Consider the following 15,745-nt stretch of genomic DNA (forward strand, 5'->3'; position numbering starts at 1 on the left):
CGCTGATGTGGCGGTGGTGTGGGCCAATCCGATGCCCACGAGGGCGCATCAAAGGCTTTCTGGTCGAGCGCGGTGCGCAGGGGTTCTCTACCCCCACCATTCAGGCCAAGGCACGCTGCGGGCGGTCGGTCACCGGCGAGATCGTACTCGATGACGTCTTCGTCGACGAGGAGGCACTGCTGCCCGTGCCGCTGGCCTGAGCGGCCTTTCGGCTGTCCTCAACAAGGCGCGCTTCGGTATCGCCTGGGGCGCCCTGGGCGCCGCCGAATTCTGCTGGCATGCGGCGCGTCATACACCCCTGGATCGCCAGCAGTTCGGCCGGCCGTTGGCGGCGAACAGCTGATCCAGCTCAAGTTGGCCGATATGCAACCGAGATTGCGCTGGGCCTGCAGGCGTGTCTGCGCGTCGCGCAGTTGCTCGATGCCGGCAAGGCAAACACCGGAGATGATCTCGCTGATCAAGCGCAATCACAGCGGCAAGGCGCTGAATATCGCGCGCGCCGCTCGCGACATGCATGGCGGCAACGGTATCTCGCTGGAGTTCGGGGTGATCCGCCACATGCTCAACCTGGAGACGGTCAACACCTACGAAGGCACCCACGATATCCATGCGCTGATCCTGGGGCGGGCTCAGACCGGCATCCAGGCGTTCGGATAAGGCCATGGGCGATAGTCGACTCCCGCTCGCCGGCCTCCGCGTGCTCGACCTGTCGCGAGTGCTGGCTGGCCCTTGGTGTACCCAGCAACTGGCCGATCTGGGGGCCGAGGTGATCAAGATCGAGCGCCCGGGGCGCGGCGACGATACCCGCGCCTGGGGGCCGCCCTGGCTACCCGGCACCCAGGAGTCCGCCTACTTCCTGAGTGCCAACCGGGGCAAGCGTTCGGTGGCGATCGATCTCGCCGACCCCGAGGGCCAGGCGCTGGTGCGCCGGCTGGCGGCGTGCGCCGACGTGCTGATCGAGAATTTCAAGGTGGGCGGCCTGACCGCCTACGGGCTCGATCACGCCAGTCTCCAGTCGGATAACCCCGGCCTGGTCTACTGCTCGATCACCGGTTTCGGTCAGGATGGCCCCTACGCCGCGCGGGCGGGTTACGACTTTCTGATCCAGGGCCTGGGTGGGCTGATGAGCCTCACCGGGCAGCCCGACGCGGCCGGCGGCGAGCCGACCAAGGTGGGTGTGGCCCTCACCGATATCTTCACCGGGCTGTATGCCGCCAACGCCATCCTGGCGGCGCTGCGCCGGCGTGAACAAGATGGCAAGGGTGCTTATATCGACATGGCGCTGCTCGATGTCCAGGTCGGCGTGCTGGCCAATCAGGCGCTCAACTATCTCACCAGCGCCAATGTGCCCCAGCGGCTGGGCAACGCTCACCCCAATATCGTGCCCTATCAGGCGTTTGCCGCCGCCGATGGCCATCTCATCATCACCGTGGGCAATGACGCCCAGTTCCGGCGCCTATGCGAGGTGCTTTCGCTGGCGGGGTTGGCCGACGATCCGCGCTTCGCCACCAACGCCGCCCGGGTAGCCCACCGCGAGCTGCTGGTGGCGCAGTTGGCGGTGCGCCTGAGCGAGCGACGTCGCGACGATTGGCTGCTGGCGCTGGAGCGGGCAGGGGTGCCCAGCGGGCCGATCAATACCCTGGATCAGGTCTTCGACGACCCACAGGTACGCCATCGCGGGATGCAGATCGAGCGCCGTGGTGACGATGGCCGCGTCGCGCATCTGGTCGGCAATCCGATCAAGCTGGATGGCGAGCGTCTGGGCGCGCCGGATATGCCGCCGCGGCTGGGCGAGCATACCCTGGCCGTGCTCCAGGGGTGGCTGGGCCCCGACGCTGCCGACTGGGAAGCGCTGCGCGAGCGCGGTGTGATCGGCTAATGCCGTCTATTCCCAGCCAGGCTTGGTTCGGGCCCAGCCTCGTTTGGTTCGGGCCCAGCCACGTGCCGGCTACGCCCAGCCACGCTCCGCCAGCCGCCGCTGGATGATCGCCACTGGCGTCAGCAGATGATCACGCAGTGCGCCCGCGGCACCCTCGGCATCGCGCGCCAGCACGCGCTCGACCAGTTCCGCGTGTTCGACTCGCTTGGCGGCCAGCGCCTCGGTCGAGAATACCGTCTGGTGCAGCCACAGGTGGCGATAGCGCTGGGCCTGATCGAACAGCGCCGCGCGCGCCTGCAGCAGTGGTGGGCAGCCGCAGCCGTCGACGATCGCCGCATGTAGCGCCTGATGGCGTGCATCCCATAGATCGAGCATGTCATCACCCGAGTGCAGTTCGCTGACCCGGGACAGGCGATGCGCTGCGGCCAGGATCGCCGCTTCCCAGGCGTCATCGCCGCGTTCGATCGCCAGCTTGGCCAGCAGCCCCTCGAGTTCGGCGCGCGCATCGTAGAGTGCTTCGAGCTCGTTGAACGACATCGGCGCCACGCGGTAGCCGCGCTGGTTGACACTGGTCACCAGCCGCTCGCCCACCAAGCGGGTCAGCGCTTCGCGTAGTGGCCCGACGCCGATGGCGTAGCGTGCCTTGAGTTCGTTCATCAGCAGCTTTTCCGCCGGGGCGTAGTGGCCCCGCACGAGATCGCGCTTGAGCGCGACATAGGCGGCTTCGGCACTTTGGGGAGCGGCGCTGGGAGCGCTCCGAGGGGTATCGGTTGGCATGGCGAGTCGGCCGGGAGGGTGAATGAGGAAGAGATATCGATATTGAACGAAAATATCGACGTCTTGAGAAGCGCGACCAGAGACGCATTGCATCGCGCTGGCTGGCAGGCTACACCAGACAGAGCGACCCTAAGGATTCTTTGCTCATGCCGTTGACCTCAGCCTCTCAAGTCGCTCACCAGATCGATAGCCTCATGGGGTTCTATCACCCCCGCTGCATCGATACCCAGGCAGGCTTCTTCCATGCCTTCACCGATAGCGGCGAGCGGCTCCAGCCCCAGCGTCGTCATCTGCTCTCCAGCGCCGGCTTCGTGATCAACTATGCGCGCTACGCGGTGCATTGCGATGAGCCGGAGTATCTGCACTGGGCGCGTCACGGACTGCGATTTCTCGAGGAGCATCACTACCAGACGCGAACCCAGGGCTACGCCTGGCTGCTCGACAGCGCCACGCCGGAAGACGAGACCCAGCGCTGTCTGGGGCTGGCGCGGGTGCTCGAGGCCTATGCGGTGGCGCTGGAGGCTGGTATCGGCGAGGCGGCGGCGGGGCTTTCGCGGGTGCGGACACTGATCGACAAGCATCTATACGAAATCGGCAGCGGGCGCTACGCCGACTCGGCGGATGCGCGCTGGCGCATCGCGCCCTACCGCAGTCAACGCGCCAACCTGGAAATGTGCGAGGCACTGCTGGCCTGCCAGGCGGTGAGCAACGATGCCGAGCCTCTGGCGCGGGCGCTGAGCGTGACCCGCAGCGTCTGGCAGCACTTGGCACCACTCGCCGGCGGCTGGCTATGGGAGCACTTCGACCGCGACTGGCGGGTGGATTTCGAGCTGCACCGTGACCGCCCCGATGACCGCTATCGCCCCTGGGGCTTTCAGATCGGCCATCTCGCCCAGTGGGCCAAGCTGATGACGCAACTCGCCGCGTGGGCACCGAGTGCGCGCGGCTGGCTGCTGGACACCGCCGGGTCGCTATTTGTCGGCGCGATGGAGGCGGGTTGGGACACCGTGCATGGTGGCCTGGTCAGCGGCGTGGACATGCGCCGGGAGGTGGTCAATCGTGACAAGCAGCACTGGGTCCAGGCGGAGAGTCTGGCAGCCGCGGCGCTACTTGCCGACGCCACCGGCCAGCCGCGCTACTGGCGCTGGTACGACCGTATCGCCGATTACTGCGGCCAGCATATGATCGATGTCTGCGCGGCGCGGCTGGTACGCCACGCTGACCGCGGACAATCGCCCCTATTCGCGAGAGAAGAGTCCGCTGGGCAAGACCGACCGCCGTCCGCTGGCGGCCTGTTATCTGCTGCTGCCGATTCTGCGTCGTCGCGAGGGGCTGGAGAGACCGGGGCATATCATCGGTGGTGGGCTCACCGATGCCTAAGACGTCAGCTGCGGCGTCCGGTGATTCGGCGCCGGCACGGGCCTCGTCGTCCAGGCGGTGGCGCAGCTCGGTCCAGGCGGCGTAGGTGCTGAGGTAGACCTCGCCGCTCAGATGGTCGAGAAAGTCGCTCTTCTTGAGCCGATCCATCACCGGGCCCTTGACCTCGGCCAGGTTGAGCGCGATCTGGGAGTCGGCCAGGCGCGCATTGATCGCCTCCAGGCTCTCCAGCGCCGAGGCGTCGATCATATTGACCGCCGAGCAGATGAGCACCAGGTGGCGCATCGCCGGGCGATCGGCGATCAGCGCGTAGACGGTATCCTCGAGATAGCGGGCGTTGGCGAAATAGAGACTCTCGTCGATCCGCAGCAGCGCGATCTCGGCGTCGATCTCGGCCTCGTGGCGGCGCACGTTGCGAAAGTGCTCGGTACCCGGCAGCCGGCCCACCACGGCAGTGTGAGGCGGCTGGTGCGATAGAGATAGAGCGCCAGCGACACACCTACCCCGGCCATCACGCCAGCCTCGACCCCCTCCAGAAAGGTGAGCACGATGGTGATCAACATGGCGGCGAAGTCGCTTTGTGAGTAGCGCCAGGTCCGCTTGAGCCCGGGCAGGTCGACTAGGGTCATGGCCGAGACGATGATGCTGGCGGCCAGGGTGGCGATCGGCAGATAGGCGATCAGTGGCGTCAGGCACAGGATCACCAGGCCCACGCCGAACGCCGCCAGCGCGCCCGCGGCGGGGGTCCGCGCACCGGCATCGAAGTTGATCACGGTACGCGACAAGCTGCCGGTGACCGGCATGCCCGAGGTGAAGGCGGCGGCGAGGTTGGCACTGCCCAGGCCGATCAACTCCTGATCGGGAGAGATGCGCTCGCGCCGCCGGGCGGCCAGCATCTGTGCCAGCGACACCGACTCGATGAAGCCCACCACGCTGATCAGAAAGGCGGGCAGCAGCAGCTCGCGCCACACTGACGGATCGAGTGAGGGCAGGCTGAGTGGTGGCAGGTGAGCGGGAATCTCACCGACCACGGCTACGCCCAGTGCGGGCAGGTCGAGCGTCCCACGACAGTAGCGTGGTGATGGCCACCGCCATCACCGGGCCCAGGCGCACGATGAAGGTGGCGGTGCCGGCGGCGAGCCCCAGGCGACGCAGTAATGGCGCGGCGCGGCGCATCAGCAGCAGGAAGATCAGCGCGCTCAGGCCCAGCCCCAGGGTGGGCCAGTGCAACTGGTCGAGATGACGCAGGATGTGCAGGAGCTGGTCGAGCAGCGTGAAGCCGGAGCCGCCGATACCCATCAGACTAGCAATCTGGCTGGCGGCGATCAGTACTCCCGAGGCGGTCAGCAGCCCCGAGACCACGGGATGACTCAGGAAGTTGGCGAAGAAACCCAGCCGCAGCAGGCCCATGAGTGCCAGTATCAGCCCCGAGAGCAGCGCTAGCGTGACCGCACCCTGGCTGTAGGCGACGCTGCCGGGCACGAACAGCGGTGACAGCGCCGCGGCGGTCATCAGCGAGACGATCGCCATGGGGCCGACGGCGAGGGTACGGCTGGTGCCGAACAGGGTATAGGCGATCAGCGGTAGCATACTGGCATAGAGCCCGGCGACCGCCGGCAGCCCGGCGAGAATGGCATAGGCCAGCGCCTGCGGTATCACCATCAGGGTCACGATGACCGCTGCGATCAGATCCTCGCTGAGCAGATGACGATTGTAGTAGGGCAGCCAGGTGATGATGGGAAAGTAGCCGGCGATGCGAGCGCGCAGCCGAATCCGTTCGCGGGGCTCGCTAGCGAGCCATCGGCGCCATCGGCTCATCGTGTTTTCGGCCTCTGTTCATAAGCTTATCGTTGGAAGCGATAATGGTGCGCGCTCGCCGGCGTGCATGCAAGCGGGCCGCCGCTGGACGTGCTCAATTGGCCGGCATCTCTCGGGCGAGAAAATCGAGCGCCGCCGCTTCTGCATCGCCACGCAGCAGGAAAGCGGTGATATGGCCGCGCCAGCGCATCCAGTAAAGCTCGGCGTGGACGCCGTGCGACTGTAGGGCGGTGAACAGCACCCGGGCGTGCTCGGTGGCACCAGGTCGTCCCAGGTGCCATGGAATAGGAAAAAGGGTGGGGCGCCGGCGTGGACGTGGGTCAGCGGCGATGCGGCGGCATAGGCCTCGGGGAGTTCCTCCTTGGTGCCACCCAGCAGCTGGATCAGTAACCGGCCGCTGTCCCAGAGCCGTAGATCCGCCGGTGTGCCTCCGGAGACCACCGCGGCGAAGCCGGTATCCGCGCCACCGTAGGGGCGATCGAGCGGGCTGTCGGTGCCGGCCACCAGGGCGAGCAGGCTGACCAGGTGGGCGCCGGAGGAGTAGCCCAGCCCGGCGATGCGTGCGCGGTCTATCCGCCACTCGGCGGTGTGGGCATCGATCCAGTGACGCGCGAGCTGCAGATCGTGCAACTGCGCCGGGAAGCGGAACTCGGGGGCGAAACGGTAGCTGACGTTGATCACCACGTAGCCGTGGCGGGCGAAGCGCTTGGCGATCGGGGTCATGTCGTCTTTCGAGCGCCCCTCCCAGCCGCCGCCGTGAACCATCATCACCGCCGGGCGCAGCTCGGTGTCCGGAGTATCGGGTAGATAGATATCCGCCGTCAGCGTTTGCGGCCAGTCCGCCGGGGTGAAGCGCTGGTCATGCAGAACCTGGTAGTCGAGCCCCTGTGGGGTGCGGGCTGCCGCGGCGCCGGAATCGTCGGGTGCGTTGACGTAGGTCGAGCAGCCGCCCAGCGCCACGCTCATCAGTAGCCAGACCCCCATTTCCCTCAAGCTTCGCAGGGCACGCAGCGCGCGCGTCATCGTTTGCGTTCGCCATTTCACCACCCATCGCGCCATCATCTCGCCGCTCCCTCGGCCGTCAGTCGTGACCTCAGCGTAAGCGCTGGCGCGCGATCCGACGAGTTTGGGACCGGGCTTCAGGGCCTGTCCCGCTATCCCCCACGCGATACCAGACACTATCTCTGAGGCTATCCCATCCTGGTGCGCAGGCCGATGGCGGTAACAGTGCCGTAGCGGTAGCGCTGGTGGCATCAGGCCGAGGCGTCGACCAGGCGCCCCTGATCGTCGGCGAAGGCCTGGGCGATGCGTAGCATCTCTTCCGAGGGGATCTGACGGATGACCTCGCCAGTGGCTCGGTCGACGACCTGGGTAATCACCTGGCTATCGAAGTCACTCAGTTCAAAGCGCAGGCCGTACTGATACATCACGGCGTTGAGCTCATCGATCTGGTCGCTCAGATAGCCCTTGCCCTTACGCTCCTCATCGTTGGCGGCCGCACTGGCCTCCTGGGCGAATGGCAGATTCTGCCGCGCCTGCTGCATCAGGGTATCGAGGCGCTGCTGCGGCGAACTCCCGGTGCCCAGATTGAGCGATAGCGTGTTGAGATCGATGGGGCTGGGCATGGCTTGTCACTCCCGTTGCGATACTTGGATCAGAGACCTCTGCTGCCAGCATCCAGCCGCTGTCAGCCATTCGTTGACTAGGCTGTGCACGAAAACTACCTGCGCTCGCTGACTTTTCGTACAAACCCTGTTCGACTCAACGCTGCGGGTCGCCCACGCGATGGCCGCCGACATTGAAGCTTCCTGACAGGCATGCGCCCTCATCGCACTTCAAGCGCTGCGCCTTGAGCGTGCCCTGTACCCGTGCGCCAGAGCGATCACTGCCGCACCCTTCACATGCTGCTCACCCGATACCCGGCCGGCGATATGCAGCGTGCCGGCCCTCAACTGCGGGCCGACCTCGGCCTGTGCGCCGACGACGACGTGGTGTTCATCGGCGACCAATAGGCCGTCGAGCCGGCCCTCGACACGGATCGACTCGGCGCAGTCGATATCGCCGATCACGTTGATACTGGCGCCGATCAGGTCGCTGCTTCGTCATCCTCGATGCTCGATGACGAGCCTGCCGGTGCCGAAGAGGGCACGGACGAATAGGGAGGTGAATCTTCCGCTGCGGCCTGGGTCCGATCGGGCTCGGCGCGCTCGCTATCGATGTGGCTCGCCGGCAGCGAGGAAGATCGCGCCATTGACAACGCGTGCTCACGCCGCCGGCGGGCCCGACGATAGCCGTCGACCAGCAGCATCAGACAGCAGCTCAGGCTGCCCAGTAGAAGCCATTCTCCCAAATCCATTCCGCTCTCTTCCTGTGCGCTAGACCCGCCTGTCTCGGTGCTCGTTCACGACGCCCGAATCCGCGTCTGCTCACGTCAAGACGCCCGAATCCGCGTCTGTTCACGTCAAGACGCCCACCTCCGCGTCCTGGCTTTGGCAGGGTGCAGGGGTGGTGTTCCCCACTCTATTGTTTGGGGGTAGTTGATCCTTGTATCGGCGCTGATACGCAAACCTTAAGGCAGCCGCGGTTTTCCGATGGCATGCCACGCGATGTTGCCCATTGCGTCTGTCGAGTCATGAGCTGGCGATATCTGAAAGGAGCGAGTAGCGCCTATAGCGGGGCGGGTGATCGAGGTCACTCGTGATCAAGATATCGGCATGATCGCCGATGAAGGAATTCAGCGTTCGGGCAGCTTGCGCCCGAATATCGCCAACCCGTGATCGAGAGTTGTCCGATGTTTCCCAAATCCAGCCAAGCGCTTCGCCAGACCGCTTCGAGTGAGGCCGCCAGCACGCCGACCCGCGGTGGCGAGCCCACCCAGTCTCTGCACGGCATGTCCCGGATTGGCGCCAGGACCACGATTCGTGGCGATGTCAACGGCGACGAGGACCTGCTGATCGAAGGCCGAATCGTCGGCGATGTCAGCTTTCCCCATCATGCGGTAACGGTTGGCAGCGATGGCCAGGTCGAAGGGCGCCTGATCGCCCGAGAAATCACGGTGAAAGGGCGGGTCGAGGGGCAGCTCATCGCCGCCGAGCGGATCACCTTGAAAGCCACGGCCGAGGTGCAGGGTGAACTCTACGCGCCTGGACTGATCCTCGAAGATGGCGCGGCCTTCCACGGCAACATCGATATGAACGCCGAGCACGCCGTGCTGCGCGAGGCATTTGGCACCGAGCGCCAGGATGGCCCGGGGGTTCCGACACCTGCGGTGCAGAGTGGCGAAGAGATTGAGGATGTCAACGCTGATCGAGCGGCCGAATGAAGCCAAGGCGTGTGTCGAGGCCTTCCCGGTGTGGCGGTCGCTCATCATCCGCTGACTTCTGAATCCCGCGTATCGAGCGAGACTCTTGGATCGTCGATAAGCGACGAACTGGAGCGCGTAGAGGCACTTATTCGCCGTAACGCTTGTCGCCGATGCGGGCATGCTGTGGTGGTCGAGAGTGCGCCGGCCGGGTTCCATTTCAAGGTGATGGAACGGTCCGTCTCGATCAGGGCGGAATGTCCGACCAAGGTCGGTATCGCTTGGTATGTTCCCGGCATTGGCATTCAGCGGCGATAGGCCCAGCGTCTTCTACCTTGATGGGCAATCTCAGAAGGTCATACATGAACGACAAGCCCATCTACGTCACCGAGCCGTATCTGCCACCGCTAGACGAGTTCATCCCCTATCTAGAGCAGATATGGGCGAGCAAGAAGCTGACCAACAACGGGCCGATGCACCAGCAGCTCGAAGCAGCGCTCCGTGATTACTTGGGCGTGCCGGAGATCGCGCTCTTCAACAACGGCACCATTGCGCTGCTTACCGCGCTGCAGGCGCTGAGAATCGGCGGCGAGGTGATCACTACGCCGTTTTCGTTCGTGGCTACCGGACATTCTCTGCTCTGGAACGGCATCACGCCGGTCTTCGTCGATATCGATCCGCAGACGTTCAATCTCGACCCCGAGAAGATCGAGGCGGCCATCACGCCGCGCACAACCGCGATCATGCCCGTGCACTGTTACGGGAACCCCTGCGATGTCGCGGCGATCCAGGAGATCGCCGATACCTACAACCTCAAGGTGATCTACGACGCCGCGCACGCCTTCGGCGTCGAGGACGCGGGCGGCAGCATTCTGCGCCATGGAGACCTGAGCGCGATCAGCTTCCACGCTACCAAGGTGTTCAACACCTTCGAGGGCGGTGCCATCGTCTGCCCTGACGCCAAGACCAAGCGTCATATCGATAACCTCAAGAACTTCGGCATCGTCAATGAGACGACAGTGGTGGCATCGGGCATTAATGGCAAGATGAGCGAGATCAACGCGGCCTTTGGTTTGCTGCAGCTGAAGCATATAGACCAAGCTATTTCCCACAGGGAGAAGGTGTATCGTCACTACTTGTCCCATCTTGGTGGCGTAGATGGGCTCGACATTTTTGAGAACGTCGCGGGCGGTAAGTCGAATTACGCTTATTTTCCGCTGCTCGTCAATGAACATTATCGAATGACTCGAGACGAACTATATGAGTATTTGCGCGACCATGGGATATACGCCAGAAGATACTTTTATCCCTTGCTAAGTGCGCATAGCTGTTATCGTGACCATTCGCCAGCACAGACTCCAGTCGCAGAAAAAATGTCTCGGCAGATTCTCTGCTTGCCTATTTCTGGTCAGATTGAGCTCGGCGAGGTGCAGAGAGTGGTGGCTTTGCTGGCAGGGTAGTGACTTCGCCTTCGCGTTGGTTTTTTAGAGACTATAGTGGTGACATGGCAAAAATTCTGATTGTCGATACAAACAGGGCAATGATCCCCGTCTGGGAATTCCTGACAGGCAAGGGCCATGAGGTTTGGGTCGTCGGCGGGCGTTCTGACGAGCCTCTTGCCAAGCATAATGACAAGTATATAAAGCAGGATTATTCCTGTGCCGACACCCTTCGTCGTCTGGTGCTGGAAGGTGGTTATGACTACATCGTGCCTGGTTGTACCGATGCCTCTTATGTGTCGTGTTCTCAATTGAGTGATCTGTATCCCAGTTTGGAGTCCCAAGAGAATACTCATTACCTGACGGACAAGATTGCCTTCAAAGACATTGCTGAGTCCTTGGGGCTGTCGGTCGCTAGGCGGATGGCTCTTGCGGACTTGAAAGAGGTTCCTCGCGTGATTGTCAAACCTGCTGATGGCTACAGCGGGAGAGGCGTCACTACAATAGACACTAGCGATGGGTCTGCTACTCAATCGGCGATAGAAGTGGCTATAAAACACTCTAGGTCTGGCGCGTTCTTGATCGAGGAGCACAAAACGGGGCAGCTATATAGCTGCTCTGCATTTATTACGCGGGGGCAAGTGCAGCGATCTTTTTTCGTGCATGAGGATTCCATCAGTAACCCCTATACGGTCGATTACAGCTATCTGGCTGATGATCTGAGCGAGTCGGTCAAGAAAAATGTCATAGATGAAATCGAGTGTTTGAGTCGGTATCTCGATCTGAAAGATGGTCTGTTTCATATTCAATTCATCTCCGAGAGAGATGAATATACACTCATCGAATGTACTCGTCGCTGCCCCGGAGATCTGTATTCAGAGCTTATAGAGTATTCGACGGGTTACCGTTATGCGCAGCGTTATGCTTCTCAGTTCGTGCCGGAAGAGGCGAACGACTTCGATTCCGTTGGTGTCCAAGAAGAGATCGTTCGTCATACGGTTACGGCGGCATCCAATGGGCGTTATCTAGGCATTTCCTTTGCTGACGCCGCTAAGATTAAATATTTTCTGCCGATGTGTGCAGCGGGCGATGTTCTACACGCGGGAGATCGGGTGGGAGTGGCCTTCTTTGAGGTGAGCGACAGTGTAGAGAGAGCACGAGTTTATACCTCGATAAGAAATGGTGGGTTTTATACACTGTTCAAGCGAGAGCTGCCATGAGTTGTCTGAAGTTGGGTGTGGTTGGTGGCGGGCTGAATTCGGCTGTAGGTTATGCTCACTTTGTCGCCGCCCACCTGGATGGGCTCTGGGAGTTTTATGCCGGGGTTTTTAGTCGGGATCACGAGGTCAATTTGGCAAGTGCTGCGCGCTATCGTGTGCCGAACGATAGGGTGTTTAGCAATGTCGAAGAGCTGCTGAAAAAAGAAGGGAGCCGCCTGGATGCGGTGCTGATCTTGACACCAACGCCCGTGCATGAAGATGCCGTATTGAAATGCCTTGATGCTGGGCTACCCGTTGTCTGTGAAAAATCACTGACGGTAAGTAGTGAGAAGGCAAGAAAAATAAAGTCCGTTAGCGAAGCATCCGGTGGCTTCTTGGCAGTCATCTACAATTATTCTGGCTATCCTATGGCGCGGGAAATGCGCTCATTAGTAAAAAGCGGGAGCTTGGGAGAGATCGTCAATGTTCGTGCCGAAATGCCTCAGGAAGGTTTTTTGCGAGAGCCCAGCGATAAAAAAGGTAGGGGGCCTCAGGGCTGGCGCCTCTGTGATGGTAGCGCGCCCACCTTGTATCTCGATTTAGCCATCCATTTGCATCATCTGATTTATTATGTGACGGGGCTTTCTCCCGCAGCTGTCATAGCCGACCAGGAAAGCTGTGGGCGTTATGATGTCATCGATGATGCTCAGTGTCTTTGCCGATACGACAATGGAAGTCAAGGCCACCTATGGTTCAGTAAAAGTGCGTTGGGCTTTCGTAATGGGTTGAAACTACAGGTGTTCGGTACCTTAGGCTCCGTCGAGTGGATGCAATGCAAGCCAGAGGAGCTGACGATCAGCTACGCCAATGGTCAGCGTATGACCGTAGACAATGCCTCAGGTGTTTCAGTAGCCGCCAATGAGCGCTACATGCGATTTAAGGCGGGGCATCCTGCGGGATTCATTGAGGCACTCTCTAATCTTTACCAAGATATTTACTCAGACTTGCTGTACTACCGGGAGCATGGTGCTCAATCTTCTGAAGAAGTGTTTGGTGCAAAGTTGTCCGTGTCTGGCCTGAAATTTATCGAAGCAATGGTTGCATCAGTCAAGAGTCGTCGCTGGGAAGAAGTTGAGCGTGAATGAGATGCGGCTCGATATGGCTGTCCAGTGTACACTGGATTTTGGGGTGGAGTCTTTTGATAAAGCGTCGTATAGATCATTCATTTTTCTGGGGTAGGTGATGTCACGTAGAGCCTTTGTCTACTGCAGCGATTTGAGCAACTATCAGGTGTTCGGTACCTTCCTGGAGCTTGTGAGCGAACTCAAGTCCCGCGACGAATTAGAGGTCGTGCCGCTGGTCATTGCAGGTGAGCGTGATGCATCAAGGCTGTCAATGGTAGATCAGTTCATCCAAAATGAGCTGGGTGTGAAGTCCGGCTATTATCAGTCGGTTTCAAATTGTGAGCTTTCCCGGCGAAACATCCATGAGTCAGCGCAAGCGCTGGCCTCGTCCGTCTCCAGTATAGAAAGCTTCGAGAGGTCGAGTTCCAAGGAATCAATATTGGCATCTCGGTGGCATCTAGTCTCATTTCCGCTCGCCGGTGCACGCAGCTGGATGTTGAGGAATGTCGGGGTGATATAGCCTCTTATTTATTTTTCTCAATGCTGTTCGTAGTAAGCTTCCTGCGTGCTTTGGCTGCAGTGAAAGTAAGCGACGGGGATATTTTTTGTTTTTACAATGGTCGGTCTTATAATACGTATCCGCAAAGTTTGATTGTAGAGGGTTTTGGAAAAGAGATTGTTTACTACGAGAGAATGGGGGATGGCGAATCGCTGAGAACTCAAACCTGTCGGATTCATGATTTTCTGTCTACCTCTCACTTGGTGAAGGCATTTTGGGAGGGCTCTGAGGATGGTTTTAAGGAAGAGAGGGCCAAGGCCTTTTTGAGACCCAGAGAACCAATGTTTTTGCGGAAGGTTTCTCAAAATCTTTTTCCGCTGGCAGCGAGTATGTTGTTTATTTTGTATCGAGTGAAGACGAATATGCTTCCCTTGATCCGCGAATCACTTTGTCCGGTATTTTCGCCACACAGCGGGAGGCCGTGGCGTGGCTGATAGCTTGGGCAGGCCAGCAACAGCGCTATCGTTTGGTCATTCGTAATCACCCCAATCAGGCAAGTGTCTGCCGCCGTGATTTTGATTATTGGCATAATCTCCAGGGAGAGAACGTTGACATCATACCAAGCGACTCCATTGTCAGTTCCTATGATCTCATGAGGCAGTCCAGTAAGGTGCTTTGCTTTTTTTCGACGGCGGGTATCGAGGCCGCTTATCTGGGCATCCCGAGTATCGTGCTAGGGAATGCCGTCTACAAAGGATTGGACGCCGTCTATGAGCCCTCATCGCGGGAAATGCTGAGGAGCATGCTGGATACTGATATTGCGCCGAAACCTGCGGAAAATGCTTTGCCACACGGATATTTTTCAGCGTGTTATGGCTTGCCGATGAGGCTTTTCAAGAGACTGGGTTTCTCGAGATTTCATGACTACCAGAATCTGTTTGATGGGTAGCTGCTTTTTGCTGGCTGCATATTCGGACTGAGTATGCTGCCGATACTTGATATCTTTCTCTAGTCAGGGTTGGGGATGATCGAGGCTTTGGCTAAGGTCGAGAGTTATATGGTCTTCGGCGACACGTATTTTCGTGTCGCCGAAGAGGTTAAGCGCCTCGCTCAAGCTCTACCGGGGATCTTGAATATATTGAGCGCGGATATTTTCTAGATCTTTTACGTTTAGCCCTGTCTTGACGCTGAAGAGACCTGCCGTGTCGACGCGGTGAACCAGATCCAAGTAGTCGAGTACGATATTAGAGTGCGGGCGATTCCAGAAATCATGAATGAATATCCGGGAGGAGGCGACGTCTTTGGCAGTTCGCGTGATCTGAATGATGGCTGCTATCACGCACGCTACACGAAAGCGTCCATCGACCAAGACGAGATCAAAGGGCTTAGGAAAACTAAGGATATGTTTGCTATAGTTTTCAAACCTATGGCTATATTGATCTGAAACAGGAAACCCCCACTCTTTGGTGGGACCGATATTAGCATGTTTTAGACGACATTTGTCTCCCAGTTTTAGCTTTAACGCGTCGATCCAGTTTGCATCACTTTCAACGCCTTCTACAGATAAGCCTCTATCGATGGCCCATACAGTAGAACCTCCCGATCCAAATTCGAAATAACTGTTGGTGCCGGCGAGCGCGTCGCTGAAAAGTTGTTTCTCCACTGCACTCATGAAAGGCGCGTCAGGGAGTGAGAATGTTGACTCGGCGTGAGAAGTGCTCTCGACACTAGCTCGTACCTTGCCGAAACTCTCAATATAGTTGGCGTAGGCAGAAAGCATGCAATCATAGCTTTCATCCTCGCTGGCGAGTTCCGCCTCGGATTTTGCCTGAGCGGCGAAGCCTATCGCTTGGCTTTCTCCGGGATGATAAGAGTAGAGCTCATCCAGAGTATTATCCTCGTAGAAAAGGATATTTTTTCCATGCGTAAAGAACTCTTCAGCCCTGAGTGTCGTATTAGAGATGATAGCGCAACCGGCGACAGCCGCATGACGGATACGTTCGTGCAGCCAATCATGATAGGTAGGCGAGACATTCAAGACGTACCGCGATTGTGTGTATAGAGTGCGCAGCTTCTCAAAGCTCTGCTCGCCTATGAATTGCCATTCAGCAATCGCGTCCTTGTTCAAGAATCTACCAAGCACTTCGCGCGCTTTTTCTGGTGCCAGTACCACAATGTTGGCGGTTGAGTTCATCTGGGACAGTTTTTCCAAGATTTGCCGCCGTGCCCGGCTCCTGAGAACGTCATCGATCAAACTCAGCAGTCGTAGCAATTTTTCATCTTCTGGTAGCCAGGGAAAACTAGGTTTCCATGTCTGATTGAATATTTTTTC

Annotated in this window: 15 protein-coding genes and 2 pseudogenes; 10 read left to right on the forward strand and 7 right to left on the reverse strand. The window is 59.6% G+C overall.

What is annotated here, in order from left to right; all coding sequences use genetic code 11:
• The first annotated feature begins 5 nt into the window (after positions 1-5).
• From CN538_RS24635 to CN538_RS16350, 3 genes and pseudogenes are all read left to right on the forward strand, one after another.
• Positions 6-200: a hypothetical protein gene (locus CN538_RS24635; protein WP_277985043.1), complete on the forward strand. Its 195-nt coding sequence runs from the start codon at positions 6-8 to the stop codon at positions 198-200.
• A 53-nt stretch (positions 201-253) separates the two neighbouring features.
• Positions 254-657, forward strand: a pseudogene (locus tag CN538_RS23440) (acyl-CoA dehydrogenase family protein).
• Between the two features lie 4 nt (positions 658-661).
• Positions 662-1,879, forward strand: coding sequence for a CaiB/BaiF CoA transferase family protein (locus CN538_RS16350; protein ID WP_106420115.1), 1,218 nt, complete (start codon positions 662-664; stop codon positions 1,877-1,879).
• Positions 1,880-1,948: 69 nt separating this feature from the next.
• Here CN538_RS16350 and csiR read toward each other — a convergent pair whose 3' ends face one another.
• Positions 1,949-2,656: a DNA-binding transcriptional regulator CsiR gene (gene csiR, locus CN538_RS16355; protein WP_106420116.1), complete on the reverse strand. Its 708-nt coding sequence runs from the start codon at positions 2,654-2,656 to the stop codon at positions 1,949-1,951.
• A 194-nt stretch (positions 2,657-2,850) separates the two neighbouring features.
• On the opposite strand from csiR, the gene CN538_RS16360 reads away from it, so the two are divergent.
• The gene (locus tag CN538_RS16360; RefSeq protein ID WP_242495809.1) at positions 2,851-4,128 is read left to right on the forward strand and encodes an AGE family epimerase/isomerase; all 1,278 of its coding nucleotides are present in this window, start codon (positions 2,851-2,853) and stop codon (positions 4,126-4,128) included.
• On the opposite strand, the pseudogene CN538_RS26735 reads toward CN538_RS16360, so the two are convergent.
• From CN538_RS26735 to CN538_RS16385, 5 genes and pseudogenes are all read right to left on the reverse strand, one after another.
• Positions 4,100-5,851: pseudogene (locus tag CN538_RS26735) on the reverse strand (SulP family inorganic anion transporter); the annotation flags it as partial. The gene CN538_RS16360 and the pseudogene CN538_RS26735 overlap by 29 nt on opposite strands.
• Positions 5,852-5,869: 18 nt before the next feature.
• Entirely contained in the window at positions 5,870-6,835 is a 966-nt protein-coding gene (locus CN538_RS16370) for an alpha/beta hydrolase (protein ID WP_242495271.1), read from the reverse strand.
• A 269-nt stretch (positions 6,836-7,104) separates the two neighbouring features.
• On the reverse strand, positions 7,105-7,476 hold the full coding sequence (locus CN538_RS16375; RefSeq protein WP_106420118.1) for a flagellar protein FlaG: 372 nt from the start codon (positions 7,474-7,476) through the stop codon (positions 7,105-7,107).
• A gap of 210 nt (positions 7,477-7,686) precedes the next feature.
• Entirely contained in the window at positions 7,687-7,920 is a 234-nt protein-coding gene (locus CN538_RS16380) for a polymer-forming cytoskeletal protein (RefSeq protein WP_164999640.1), read from the reverse strand.
• 17 nt (positions 7,921-7,937) lie between these two features.
• Positions 7,938-8,207, reverse strand: coding sequence for a hypothetical protein (locus CN538_RS16385; protein WP_106420120.1), 270 nt, complete (start codon positions 8,205-8,207; stop codon positions 7,938-7,940).
• 435 nt (positions 8,208-8,642) lie between these two features.
• Between CN538_RS16385 and CN538_RS16390 the strand changes: the two genes are divergently transcribed.
• From CN538_RS16390 to CN538_RS16410, 6 genes are all read left to right on the forward strand, one after another.
• Positions 8,643-9,173, forward strand: coding sequence for a bactofilin family protein (locus CN538_RS16390; RefSeq protein ID WP_106420121.1), 531 nt, complete (start codon positions 8,643-8,645; stop codon positions 9,171-9,173).
• A gap of 341 nt (positions 9,174-9,514) precedes the next feature.
• A complete protein-coding gene (locus CN538_RS16395) occupies positions 9,515-10,612 on the forward strand; it encodes a DegT/DnrJ/EryC1/StrS family aminotransferase (RefSeq protein WP_106420122.1) in 1,098 nt (365 codons plus the stop codon).
• Between the two features lie 44 nt (positions 10,613-10,656).
• Positions 10,657-11,811, forward strand: coding sequence for an ATP-grasp domain-containing protein (locus CN538_RS16400; protein WP_106420123.1), 1,155 nt, complete (start codon positions 10,657-10,659; stop codon positions 11,809-11,811).
• Positions 11,808-12,935 (forward strand): Gfo/Idh/MocA family protein, encoded by a 1,128-nt coding sequence (locus CN538_RS16405; protein WP_106420124.1) that lies wholly within the window; start codon positions 11,808-11,810, stop codon positions 12,933-12,935. The genes CN538_RS16400 and CN538_RS16405 overlap by 4 nt, the downstream gene beginning before the upstream one ends.
• A gap of 429 nt (positions 12,936-13,364) precedes the next feature.
• On the forward strand, positions 13,365-13,907 hold the full coding sequence (locus tag CN538_RS20040) for a hypothetical protein (protein WP_129591394.1): 543 nt from the start codon (positions 13,365-13,367) through the stop codon (positions 13,905-13,907).
• Positions 13,895-14,362 (forward strand): capsular polysaccharide export protein, LipB/KpsS family, encoded by a 468-nt coding sequence (locus CN538_RS16410; protein WP_242495272.1) that lies wholly within the window; start codon positions 13,895-13,897, stop codon positions 14,360-14,362. The genes CN538_RS20040 and CN538_RS16410 overlap by 13 nt, the downstream gene beginning before the upstream one ends.
• A 168-nt stretch (positions 14,363-14,530) precedes the next feature.
• Here the strand turns inward: CN538_RS16410 and CN538_RS20045 are convergent, their stop codons facing one another.
• Positions 14,531-15,625: a glycosyltransferase gene (locus tag CN538_RS20045; protein WP_164999643.1), complete on the reverse strand. Its 1,095-nt coding sequence runs from the start codon at positions 15,623-15,625 to the stop codon at positions 14,531-14,533.
• Positions 15,626-15,745 lie beyond the last annotated feature (120 nt).

The sequence above is a fragment of the Salinicola tamaricis genome, assembly GCF_003006155.1.
Classification (GTDB): domain Bacteria; phylum Pseudomonadota; class Gammaproteobacteria; order Pseudomonadales; family Halomonadaceae; genus Salinicola; species Salinicola tamaricis.